This is a genomic window from Streptomyces carpinensis (assembly GCF_002154505.1).
Lineage (GTDB): Bacteria > Actinomycetota > Actinomycetes > Streptomycetales > Streptomycetaceae > Streptomyces > Streptomyces carpinensis.
The window spans coordinates 21,815-32,907 of sequence record NZ_MUBM01000139.1 but is presented as its reverse complement, the minus strand read 5'-3'; the positions used below and the strand labels follow the sequence as shown (position 1 = coordinate 32,907).

At 69.8% G+C, this 11,093-nt stretch carries 10 protein-coding genes; 7 read left to right on the top strand and 3 right to left on the bottom strand.

All coding sequences use genetic code 11. The features are described 5' to 3' along the window. Nucleotides 1-94: 94 nt before the first annotated feature. The 3 genes from BZY54_RS19330 (at nt 95) to icmA (ending at nt 2,871) form a co-directional block, all read left to right on the top strand. A complete protein-coding gene (locus BZY54_RS19330) occupies nt 95-604 on the top strand; it encodes a MarR family winged helix-turn-helix transcriptional regulator (RefSeq protein WP_086726434.1) in 510 nt (169 codons plus the stop codon). A gap of 150 nt (nt 605-754) precedes the next feature. Continuing rightward, complete coding sequence (locus tag BZY54_RS19325) at nt 755-1,093, top strand: DUF3817 domain-containing protein (RefSeq protein ID WP_086726433.1); 339 nt, start codon at nt 755-757, stop codon at nt 1,091-1,093. 77 nt (nt 1,094-1,170) lie between these two features. Beyond that, nucleotides 1,171-2,871 (top strand): coenzyme B12-dependent isobutyryl-CoA mutase large subunit, encoded by a 1,701-nt coding sequence (gene icmA / locus BZY54_RS19320; RefSeq protein WP_086726432.1) that lies wholly within the window; start codon nt 1,171-1,173, stop codon nt 2,869-2,871. A gap of 48 nt (nt 2,872-2,919) precedes the next feature. Here icmA and BZY54_RS19315 read toward each other — a convergent pair whose 3' ends face one another. Continuing rightward, nucleotides 2,920-3,642: a TetR/AcrR family transcriptional regulator gene (locus BZY54_RS19315; protein WP_244217231.1), complete on the bottom strand. Its 723-nt coding sequence runs from the start codon at nt 3,640-3,642 to the stop codon at nt 2,920-2,922. Nucleotides 3,643-3,932: 290 nt separating this feature from the next. On the opposite strand from BZY54_RS19315, the gene BZY54_RS19310 reads away from it, so the two are divergent. From BZY54_RS19310 to BZY54_RS19290, 4 genes are all read left to right on the top strand, one after another. Beyond that, entirely contained in the window at nt 3,933-4,904 is a 972-nt protein-coding gene (locus BZY54_RS19310; RefSeq protein ID WP_086726431.1) for a tetratricopeptide repeat protein, read from the top strand. A gap of 650 nt (nt 4,905-5,554) precedes the next feature. Continuing rightward, on the top strand, nt 5,555-6,190 hold the full coding sequence (locus BZY54_RS19300) for a DUF6230 family protein (protein WP_086726430.1): 636 nt from the start codon (nt 5,555-5,557) through the stop codon (nt 6,188-6,190). A 127-nt stretch (nt 6,191-6,317) separates the two neighbouring features. Beyond that, a complete protein-coding gene (locus BZY54_RS19295) occupies nt 6,318-6,833 on the top strand; it encodes a DUF6114 domain-containing protein (protein ID WP_086726429.1) in 516 nt (171 codons plus the stop codon). After that, the gene (locus BZY54_RS19290; RefSeq protein ID WP_086726428.1) at nt 6,823-8,244 is read left to right on the top strand and encodes a hypothetical protein; all 1,422 of its coding nucleotides are present in this window, start codon (nt 6,823-6,825) and stop codon (nt 8,242-8,244) included. The genes BZY54_RS19295 and BZY54_RS19290 overlap by 11 nt, the downstream gene beginning before the upstream one ends. Nucleotides 8,245-8,343: 99 nt before the next feature. On the opposite strand, the gene pyk is transcribed toward BZY54_RS19290, so the two are convergent. Both pyk and BZY54_RS19280 read right to left on the bottom strand, forming a co-directional pair. Continuing rightward, on the bottom strand, nt 8,344-9,774 hold the full coding sequence (gene pyk, locus BZY54_RS19285) for a pyruvate kinase (protein ID WP_086726427.1): 1,431 nt from the start codon (nt 9,772-9,774) through the stop codon (nt 8,344-8,346). Nucleotides 9,775-9,873: 99 nt separating this feature from the next. Then, on the bottom strand, nt 9,874-11,091 hold the full coding sequence (locus BZY54_RS19280) for an acetate kinase (protein WP_086726426.1): 1,218 nt from the start codon (nt 11,089-11,091) through the stop codon (nt 9,874-9,876). Nucleotides 11,092-11,093: the final 2 nt, after the last annotated feature.

Sequence of the window (11,093 nt, the reverse complement as noted above, 5' to 3'; positions counted from 1 at the left end):
CTCCCACCCCGCACGCCCCCGTCGCGATCCTCCCCGGGACCGAAAGGCGAGACGGGGCTGACCACGATATGACCGACGGGTAGGGTCTGGTGACGTGCCCAAGCCCCTCAGTCTCCCGTTCGACCCCATCGCCCGCGCCGACGAGCTCTGGAAGCAGCGTTGGGGAAGCGTGCCGTCCATGGCGGCGATCACCTCCATCATGCGTGCGCACCAGATCCTGCTGGCCGAGGTCGACGCGGTGGTCAAGCCGTACGGACTGACGTTCGCGCGGTACGAGGCCCTGGTGCTGCTCACCTTCTCCAAGGCCGGCGAGCTGCCGATGTCCAAGATCGGTGAGCGGCTCATGGTGCATCCCACGTCCGTGACGAACACCGTCGACCGCCTGGTCAGGTCGGGCCTGGTGGCCAAGCGCCCCAACCCCAACGACGGCCGAGGCACCCTCGCCGTCATCACCGACAAGGGCCGCGAGGTGGTCGAGTCGGCCACCCGCGACCTGATGGCGATGGACTTCGGCCTGAGCGCCTACGACGCCGAGGAGTGCGCGGAGATCTTCGCGATGCTGCGCCCGCTGCGCATCGCCGCGAACGACTTCGACGAGGACTGACGCAAGACTTTCGGCGAGGACCGGCACGCGCCCTTCGGCAAGGCCCGACTCACGCCTCCCGTGAGGCCCGACACACGCCCCGGACGTGCTGGGGGAGCCGGGGGCGACCCGGGACAAGATCTCCCGGAACGGGCGGTTACGCTCGACTCCATGAAGAAGAGCGTGCTGACCCGCTACCGCGTCATGGCCTACGTCACCGGCGTGCTGCTGGTCCTGCTGACCCTCGGCGTGATCGCCAAGTACGGCCTCCAGATCGACGGCGCCGCCAAGTTCACCACCGTCATCGGCATCGCGCACGGATGGCTGTACGTCATCTACCTGATCTTCGCCTTCGACCTGGGCTCCAAGGCGAAGTGGCCGGTCGCCAAGCAGCTGTGGGTGCTGCTGGCCGGGACCATCCCGACCGCCGCCTTCTTCGTGGAGCGCAGGGTCAGCCGCGAGCTCGAGGCCACGGCCGCCGACGGTGCGCCCGCGGTCGCCGAGGCGTAACCGCACCGCCGTACGTCACACCCGCGTACGGCGGTCAGCCGTCGACAGTTACTAGGACGTCCTAGTAAATTGAAAGCATGGACGCTCACGCCATCGAAGAGGGCCGCCGTCGCTGGCAGGCCCGGTACGACGCCGCCCGCAAGCGCGACGCGGACTTCACCACGCTCTCCGGCGACCCCGTGGAGCCGGTGTACGGACCCCGGCCCGGGGACGACTACGAAGGCTTCGAGCGGATCGGCTGGCCCGGTGAGTACCCCTTCACGCGCGGGCTGTATCCGACCGGCTACCGAGGGCGGACCTGGACCATCCGGCAGTTCGCCGGGTTCGGCAACGCCGAGCAGACCAACGAGCGCTACAAGATGATCCTCCGCAACGGCGGAGGCGGGCTCTCGGTCGCCTTCGACATGCCCACGCTCATGGGCCGCGACTCCGACGACCCGCGCTCGCTGGGCGAGGTCGGCCACTGCGGGGTGGCCATCGACTCCGCCGCCGACATGGAGGTCCTGTTCAAGGACATCCCGCTCGGTGACGTCACCACCTCGATGACGATCAGCGGGCCGGCCGTCCCCGTCTTCTGCATGTACCTGGTCGCCGCCGAGCGGCAGGGCGTGGACACCTCCGTCCTCAACGGCACGCTCCAGACGGACATCTTCAAGGAGTACATCGCCCAGAAGGAGTGGCTCTTCCAGCCCGAGCCGCACCTGCGCCTCATCGGCGACCTGATGGAGCACTGCGCCTCGCGCATCCCCGCCTACAAGCCCCTGTCGGTCTCCGGCTACCACATCCGCGAGGCCGGGGCCACGGCCGCGCAGGAGCTGGCGTACACCCTCGCGGACGGCTTCGGCTACGTCGAGCTGGGCCTCAGCCGCGGCCTGGACGTGGACGTCTTCGCGCCCGGCCTGTCCTTCTTCTTCGACGCGCACGTCGACTTCTTCGAGGAGATCGCCAAGTTCCGCGCGGCGCGCCGCATCTGGGCGCGCTGGATGCGGGACGTCTACGGCGCGAAGTCGGAGAAGGCCCAGTGGCTGCGGTTCCACACGCAGACCGCCGGTGTCTCGCTGACCGCCCAGCAGCCGTACAACAACGTCGTGCGCACGGCGGTGGAGGCCCTGGCGGCGGTCCTCGGCGGCACCAACTCCCTGCACACCAACGCCCTGGACGAGACCCTGGCACTCCCCTCCGAGCAGGCGGCGGAGATCGCGCTGCGCACGCAGCAGGTGCTGATGGAGGAGACCGGCGTCGCCAACGTCGCCGACCCGCTGGGCGGTTCGTGGTACGTCGAGCAGCTGACGGACCGGATCGAGGCGGACGCCGAGAAGATCTTCGAGCAGATCAAGGAGCGGGGCCTGCGCGCCCACCCCGACGGACAGCACCCGATCGGGCCGATCACCTCCGGCATCCTGCGGGGCATCGAGGACGGCTGGTTCACGGGTGAGATCGCCGAGTCGGCGTTCCGGTACCAGCAGGCGCTGGAGAAGGGCGACAAGAAGGTCGTCGGCGTCAACGTGCACACCGGGTCCGTCACCGGGGACCTGGAGATCCTGCGGGTGAGCCACGAGGTGGAACGGGAGCAGGTGCGGGTGCTCTCCGGCCGGAAGGCGGCGCGGGACGAGACCGCCGTGCGCTCGGCGCTGGACGCCATGCTGGCAGCCGCGCGTTCCGGGGCCAACATGATCGAGCCGATGCTTCAGGCGGTGCGCGCCGAGGCGACGCTCGGTGAGATCTGCGGGGTGCTGCGGGACGAGTGGGGGGTGTACACCGAGCCGGCCGGGTTCTGAGGCGCCGGAGGGTGGTGCGGGCGCCGGAGGGTCTCGCCCCTGACGCCCCTACCCTTCCCGTCCCCGGGGGCCGCGCCCCAGGGCCCCCGCTTCGGCCTGAACGGCCTCGCCTCCGAGCTTCCCCAAGCTCCTCGAGGAGGGAGGGACCCCCGGACGGGCCGAGTCGGTCAACCCGAGCAGCAACACCGCTGTGAAACCCCGCACCCAGTCCTCGTCCGCCGGTTGCGCGCTGACCAGGGTGCGGTGGACGACCGCGCCCGCGACCATGTCGAAGATCAGGTCGGCGGTGCGGGAGGCCTCCTCCCGGTCCGGCTCCAGGGGGAGTTCGCCGCGGGCCTGGGCGCGCGCCCGGCCCTCCAGAACCAGCCGTTTCTGACGCTCCACGATCGAGGTGCGGATACGCGCCCGCAGCGCGTCGTCGCGGGTGGACTCGGCGACGACGGCCATCAGCCCGCTCCTGGCCTCCGGGCGGGCCAGGATCGCCGCGAACTGCAGGACCACGCCCTCGATGTCGGCGGCGAGGCTGCCCCGGTCGGGCAGCCGGAGTTCGTCGAAGAGCTCCGCCACCGCGTCCACGACCAGTTCGTTCTTGCCCGCCCAGCGGCGGTACAGCGTGGTCTTCGCAACCCCGGCCCGGGTGGCCACGTCTCCCAGGGTGAGCTTGGACCAGCCGAGCTCCACCAGGGCCGCGCGGGTGGCGGCCAGGATCGCCGCGTCCGCGGCGGCGCTGCGCGGGCGGCCGGCGCGGGCGGGCGGGGTGCGGCTCTGCATCCCATGACCATAACCGGACCAAAACCTGTGGTTCGTGTGCGGTGGTGAGGGAGATCACCGGGGTGTGGTTTCGCCGAGGCACTCCGTGCCATTACGCTACGGGTCGTAGCGAAAGCGTGGGCGGCAGCCCGCGCCCGAGCGACGACCACACAGCAGCACGCCACAGCAGGACCGCACGGCGGCACCACGCACCGTCGGCGGACCGGCGCCCGGTGGGGACCGGGCGCCCGGCAGAACCGGCTTTCACAGCCGTTTTCACTCAGGCACGCGGATCGGGGGAGGATAGACGCATGCAGCCACGGAACATGTCCATGAGCGGAGTCGTCGACCTCGCCGCGGTGAAGGCGGCCCAGGAGGCCAAGGCGAAGGCGGAGCAGGCGCGCGCCCAAGCGGCCCGGGAGGGCGGCACAGGTGCCGTCTCCCCGGCCGATCTCGTCATCGACGTCGACGAGGCCACCTTCGAACGCGACATCCTGCAGCGCTCCGCCGAGGTCCCGGTCGTCATCGACTTCTGGGCCGAGTGGTGCCAGCCCTGCAAGCAGTTGAGCCCGGTCCTCGAGCGGCTGGCCGTCGAGTACAACGGGCGCTTCCTCCTCGCCAAGATCGACGTGGACGCCAACCAGCTGCTGATGCAGCAGTTCGGGGTCCAGGGAATCCCCGCGGTCTTCGCGGTGGTCGCCGGTCAGGCCCTGCCCCTGTTCCAGGGGGCCGCGGGCGAGGCACAGATCAGGCAGACGCTGGACCAGCTGGTGGAGGTCGCCGAGCAGCGCTTCGGCCTGACCGGCCTGACCGTCGACCCCGACGCCCAGCCGGGCGCCGAGGCGGCCCCGCAGCCCCAGGCCGGCCCGTACGACGCCCTTCTGAACGCCGCCGCGCAGGCCCTGGACGCCGGCGACCTGGGCGGCGCCATCCAGGCGTACCGGAACGTACTGGCCGACGACCCGGCCCACCCCGAGGCGAAACTCGGGCTGGGGCAGGCCGAGTTGCTCCAGCGGGTGCAGAGCCTGGATCCCCAGAAGGTGCGCCAGGAGGCGGCGGAGAAGCCGGCCGACGTGGCCGCGCAGATCGCCGCCGCCGACCTGGACCTGGTCGGCGGGCACGTGGAGGACGCCTTCGGCCGGCTGATCGAGACCGTGCGGCGCACCGCCGGGGAGGACCGGGACGCGGCACGACTCAGGCTGCTGGAGCTCTTCGAGGTGGTCGGCGCCGAGGATCCCCGGGTGACGGGGGCGCGTCGGGCGCTCGCGCGGGCGCTGTTCTGAGCCGCATGAGAGCCGGTCTGCTGACCAGTTGCTAAACGCCGGGGCATGTGATGCCCGGGTGAAAGATTTGCTGACGAGCTGTCACGGCGGCCGTGCTTTACCAAAACTTGGTAAACGCGGCCGCTGTTACTGCGAGTAAGACCAGGGCGTTGTTCTGCCCGCTTCCGTCCAGTCATCAACAGTTTTGTTCCGGCCCTTGTTACCACCCAGTGTCGCCGTTCGAAGCCGGTGTGTCGTTGCGCGGTTATCCCGCCGTTACTAGCCAGTAACGAACCCCCTTGTGCGGGCGGCGAGAATGCACCACGATCGGCGACGCTCGGTCCATTCCCGTACCCCGACATCCGGTCGGGTCACGGGGTGTCTGGGTCCCCACCGAGCAGAGCCGGCGGCAGTGGCGCCGGCTCTTGGACAGGGGGGTCTTCGTCGTTGCGGCGAAGCCTGTCCAGCAGGGTTGTGCGTGATGCGTGTCAGGCGCGACCAGTGGTTGTCGCTCGGGGGTGATCGCCGGTGATTCGGGCGCGGTTCGCGCCTGACGAGCGCGGGCGCTCTCCTTCCCGAGGACGTAGCACTTCTCCCATCCCTGCCCGGCTCAAGCCGCCGCTCCGGGGGCGAGCCGAGGCCAGGAGATGTACGTCCGAGAAGGAGGAAATATGGAGTCCCAGGTGCGTGGCGGGACCAGATGGAAGCGGTTCGCCGTGGTCATGGTGCCCAGCGTGGCCGCCACGGCGGCGATAGGCGTGGCCCTGGCGCAGGGTGCTCTCGCCGCGTCGTTCAGTGTCTCCGGCCAGTCGTTCAAGGTGACGGCCGACAAGCTGGTCGGCACGGGGTTCGCGCAGTACGGCGCGCTCGACACGGGGTACACCCTCGACGGCCAGAAGACGGCTCACCCGGTCGCGGTCTCTTCGTTCAAGAAGGCCTCGATCAACAACATGTGCCAGTCCGTCGTCACGCCGGACATCCCGCTGCTGGGCTCGGTGAGCCTGGTCCTGAAGGCGGGCGGAGGTGACAAGCCGGTCGAGGCCGACAACCTCTACATCGACGTCGCCGACCTCAACGCCGATGCCACCTTCAACAACATCGACATCGGTGTGGCCGCCAAGGACGCCAACAAGGGTCCGGGCATGAAGGGCAACGGCGAGCAGGCCAACCCCTACGGGTTCGCCCAGCAGGCTGACTCGGCCACGCTCACCGGAGTGAAGCAGACGGCGTGGGCGACCACCGCCGGAACCTTCAAGCTCAGCGGCCTGAAGATGTCACTGAAGACGGGTACGCACGAGTGCTACTAGGCGCTCGGTGACGGGCGGGGGAGCCGATGGCGCCCCCGCCCGTTCCACCTTCATCCGCTCCTTCACACACCCCCCACAAGCACCACCACCCTCACCACAGCAACGCCGCACCAGGGAGCTGTTTTCCATGAGCGCCGAAACTCCTGCCGTGACCGGCCAGTTCACCCGCCGGAGGCTGCAGTTCCGCGCCTGGCGGGGCACCCGACCGTTCTGGGCCGGTCTGTTCGTCCTGATCGCCGGCTTTCCGATCATGTACTTCCCGTACGCCCACCTCCAGCTCGGTCACCTGACCCTGGCGATGGCCACCACCGCGGGTGCCGGTTCCCTGATCATCGGCGTGCTGCTCGTCGTCCTGGGCATCAGCCTCTGGTTCCAGAAGCACATCCGGACCTTCGCGGGTGTCGCGGCGATCCTGCTGGCGCTGGTGTCCCTCCCGGTGTCGAACTTCGGCGGCTTCGTCGTCGGCTTCCTGCTCGCGCTCATCGGCGGTGCGATGGCCGTGGCGTGGGCGCCGGGCGCGCCGCCCTCGCCGGAGGGCGGCGAGGAGACCGGCACGGCAGGGGGCGGGACGAACGGCGAGGCGAACGACCTGTCAGGAACGAGCCCGGCCAACGGGGCGAACGGGAGGCACAGTGCCGGCTGACGAGGTGACCCACGGGGCTGATGTGGACGAGTCCCGTGTGAGAACCGGGCCGCGCCACGCGGCACCCAAGAAGCCGCTGTTCACCAGGTTCCACATGCCCGCCGGCAAGGCGATCGCCACGGTGGCGATGCCGACGGCCGTGCTCATGGGGATGGGCTTCACGTCCTCGCTCGCGCTCGCCGACAACAACTCGTCCACGCCGTCTCCGTCCAAGACCCTGACCGCCGACGAGTACAAGGACTGTGTCGCGGCACTGGACGGCGCCAAGGACAAGTCCTCGGCCTCGCCCACGCCGTCGCCCTCCGACGGCGCCGCCGACTCCGCCACGGACGGCAAGGGCAGCACGGACGGAAAGACCGCCGGCGACGGCAAGGACGGCTCGGCGGAACCGACCCCGTCGGCGTCCGCCTCCGCCGACAGCACCGGGAAGGCGGACAAGTCCCCTTCGGGTACCTCCTCTTCGTCGGATTCAGGTTCCGACGACCAGGCCGCGCCCAAGACGTCCGCCACCGCCCCGGGCTCCGCAGGCGGCGACACGGCCACGCCGGCCCCGTCGGCGACCACGGGCTCCGGCGGCGGCCTGCTGGGCGCGCTCGGCGACACGCTCGGAAACGTCCTGTCCGGCGGGAAGTCGGGCTCCGGCTCGACGTCCGAGCCCACGGCCACGCCGTCCGCCTCCGCCACGCCCTCGGCGAGCGCGACCAAGGACGGCTCCGGCACGAGCGTGTCCGACACGGTCAAGGACACCACCGACAAGGTCACCGGCACCGTCAAGGACACCACCCAGAAGGTGACCGGCACGGCCGAGGACACCGTGAAGAACACCACCGACACGGTGTCCAAGGCGGCCGGCGACGTCACCGGGACGGTCAAGGACACCGTCGGCGCGGCCACCGCCTCGCCGAGCACGTCCGCGGGTTCCACCACGGACCCCTCGAACTGCCCGGTGGCCACCGACGCCCAGGGCGGAATCGACAACACGGTGCCCCTGGCGGACGACCCGTGGTACCTGAACGCCAGTTCGCTGCTGCTGAAGGGCGCCGACTACCAGGGCGTCGTCGAGGTCAAGACCGCCAACGGCACCGTGAAGAAGGTCCTGAAGTACGTCATCTCGAACGGCACGGACATCGGGGACCTGCACCAGACGGTGCAGGACAAGCAGGCCGGGAAGACCTACCACGTACAGGCGTCCAAGGGCTCGACGTCCACGATCCGCGGTGGCGAGACGGTGATGTACACCGAGAGCATCTCCGGCAACCTGCTCGGTCTGGTGCCCGTCACCTTCAGCCCGGACAGCCCGCCCCCGCTGAACATCCCCCTGATCTACTTCACCAACGTGAAGGTGGTCCAGGCGGCCCAGTTCGGCGGCAACCTGCACGTGCCCGGGATGCACGTGTACACGACCGACTGAGCGGTCGCAGAAAACCCGTCCGGGAGCCGCACCACAGCCGAGGGCGCCCCCCGCCGAAAGGCGGGGGGCGCCCTCGGCGCCGAACGACCGTCCGTGGGGTCAGTCGCGCTCGCCGCCGCCCAGGTGGTGGACGCGGACCATGTTGGTGGTGCCCGGGACGCCGGGCGGGGAGCCGGCGGTGATGATCACGATGTCGCCCTCGTTGAAGCGCTTGAGCTTGACGAGTTCCTGGTCGACCAGGTCGACCATCGCGTCGGTGCTGTCGACGAACGGCACGACGTGCGGCTCCACGCCCCAGCTGAGCGCCAGCTGGTTGCGGGTGGACTCGTCCGTGGTGAACGCCAGGATCGGCTGGGCCGCGCGGTAGCGCGAGAGCCGGCGGGCCGTGTCACCGGACTGCGTGAAGGCCACCAGGCCCTTGCCGCCGAGGAAGTCGGCGATCTCGGCGGCGGCACGGGCCACCGAACCGCCCTGCGTGCGCGGCTTCTTGCCCGGGACCAGCGGCTGCAGGCCCTTGGACAGCAGCTCCTCCTCGGCCGCCTGGACGATCTTCGACATCGTCTTGACCGTCTCGATCGGGTACGCGCCCACGCTGGACTCGGCCGACAGCATCACCGCGTCGGCACCGTCCAGGATCGCGTTGGCCACGTCGGAGGCCTCGGCGCGGGTCGGGCGGGAGTTGGTGATCATCGACTCCATCATCTGGGTCGCGACGATCACCGGCTTGGCGTTGCGCCGGCACATCTCGATCAGGCGCTTCTGCACCATCGGGACCTTCTCGAGCGGATACTCGACGGCCAGGTCGCCGCGGGCCACCATCACACCGTCGAACGCCATCACGACGTCCTCCATGTTCTCCACCGCCTGCGGCTTCTCCACCTTGGCGATGACCGGGACGCGACGGCCCTCCTCGTCCATGACCCGGTGGACGTCGGCGACGTCCTTGGCGTCCCGGACGAAGGACAGGGCGACCATGTCGCAGCCCATGCGCAGCGCGAAGCGCAGGTCCTCGACGTCCTTCTCGGACAGCGCGGGCACGTTCACGGCCGCGCCGGGCAGGTTGATGCCCTTGTGGTCGGAGACCACGCCGCCCTCGATGACGATCGTCTTCACCCGCGGGCCCTCGACGTCCAGGACCTTGAGCTCGACGTTGCCGTCGTTGATCAGGATCTGGTCGCCGCGCGAGACGTCGCCCGGCAGTCCCTTGTACGTGGTGCCGCAGATCTGCTTGTCGCCCGGGACGTCCTCGGTGGTGATGGTGAACTCGTCACCCCGCTCCAGCTCGACGGGGCCCTCGGCGAAGGTCTCCAGACGGATCTTCGGGCCCTGCAGGTCGGCCAGGACGGCGATGGCCCGGCCGGTCTCCTTGGACGCGGCCCGGACGCGGTCGTACCGCCCCTGGTGTTCGGAGTGCGTGCCGTGGCTGAAGTTGAAGCGGGCCACATTCATGCCGGCTTCGATCAGCGCGACGAGCTGCTCGTGGGAGTCGACCGCGGGGCCGAGAGTACAGACGATTTTCGAACGGCGCATGGGGCGATCCTATCGGTTTGTTTCGCTGCGGAATATTCCGGCTGGCGGAAAATACAAATGGGCGGGTCCGCGCTCAGGCGAGTGCCGGTCGAGTCGAATTCAGTTGCCGCGGCTGTCCTTTCCGACCAGTGCGTAGGTCTGGCTGGCGATCTCCATTTCCTCGTCCGTCGGGACCACGGCCACGGCGACCCGCGCGCCGTCCGGTGAGATCAGCCGGGCCTCACCGCCGCGCACGGCGTTCCGCGCGCCGTCCACCGCGAGACCCAGCCCCTCCAGACCCGCGAGGGCGGCGGCCCGCACGAAATCCGCGTTCTCGCCGACCCCGGCGGTGAAGGCGACCGCGTCCACCGTGCCGAGTACCGCGTAATAGGCGCCGATGTACTTTTTCAGCCGGTGGATGTAGATGTCGAAGGCGAGCCGCGCCTGCTCGTCGCCCTCGTCCATCCGGCGGCGAATCTCGCGCATGTCGTTGTCGCCGCACAGACCGAACAGGCCGCTCCTCTTGTTGAGAAGAGTGTCGATCTCGTCCATGGACATTCCGCCAACCCGCTGCAAATGGAAGATGACGGCCGGGTCCAGATCACCGGAACGCGTGCCCATCACCAGCCCCTCCAGCGGGGTGAGCCCCATGGAGGTGTCCACGCACTTCCCGCCCCGGACCGCCGTGGCGGACGCACCGTTGCCCAGGTGCAGCACGATCACGTTGACGTCCTCGGGCGCCCGGCCCAGCAGCCTGGCGGTCTCGCGGGAGACGTAGGCGTGCGAGGTGCCGTGGAAGCCGTAGCGCCGCACCCGGTACCGGTCCGCGAGCTTCGTCTCGATGGCGTAGCGCGCCGCGGACTCCGGCATGGTGGTGTGGAAGGCCGTGTCGAAGACGGCGACCTGGGGCAGGTCGGGGCGCAGCGCCATGGCGGTGCGGATACCGGTGAGGTTGGCCGGGTTGTGCAGCGGCGCCACCGGGATCAGCCGTTCGATCTCGGTGAGCACGGCGTCGTCGATGACGGTCGGCTCGGTGAAGAACATGCCGCCGTGCACCACCCGGTGCCCGATCGCTGCCAGCTCCGGGGAGTCCAGGCCGCTCCCGTCCTTGGCCAGCTCCTCGGCGACGGCCTTCAGGGCGGCGTCGTGGTCGGCGATGGGACCGTTCTGCTCCCGTGTGTCGCCGGAGGAGAGGCAGGTGTGCTTGAGCCGGGAGGTCTGCTCGCCGATGCGCTCGACCAGGCCGACGGCGAGCCGGGACGCGTCCCGCATGTCGAGCAGCTGGTACTTCACCGAGGAGGAGCCGGAGTTGAGGACGAGGACGCGGGTCGCGTTCACGG

Coding starts and splice junctions, on each gene's coding strand:
- BZY54_RS19325 (WP_086726433.1), top strand. CDS start 755: ATGAAGAAGAGCGTGCTGACCCGCTACCGCGTCATGGCCTACGTCACC.
- icmA (WP_086726432.1), top strand. CDS start 1,171: ATGGACGCTCACGCCATCGAAGAGGGCCGCCGTCGCTGGCAGGCCCGG.
- BZY54_RS19315 (WP_244217231.1), bottom strand. CDS start 3,642: ATGCAGAGCCGCACCCCGCCCGCCCGCGCCGGCCGCCCGCGCAGCGCC.
- BZY54_RS19310 (WP_086726431.1), top strand. CDS start 3,933: ATGCAGCCACGGAACATGTCCATGAGCGGAGTCGTCGACCTCGCCGCG.
- BZY54_RS19300 (WP_086726430.1), top strand. CDS start 5,555: ATGGAGTCCCAGGTGCGTGGCGGGACCAGATGGAAGCGGTTCGCCGTG.
- BZY54_RS19295 (WP_086726429.1), top strand. CDS start 6,318: ATGAGCGCCGAAACTCCTGCCGTGACCGGCCAGTTCACCCGCCGGAGG.
- pyk (WP_086726427.1), bottom strand. CDS start 9,774: ATGCGCCGTTCGAAAATCGTCTGTACTCTCGGCCCCGCGGTCGACTCC.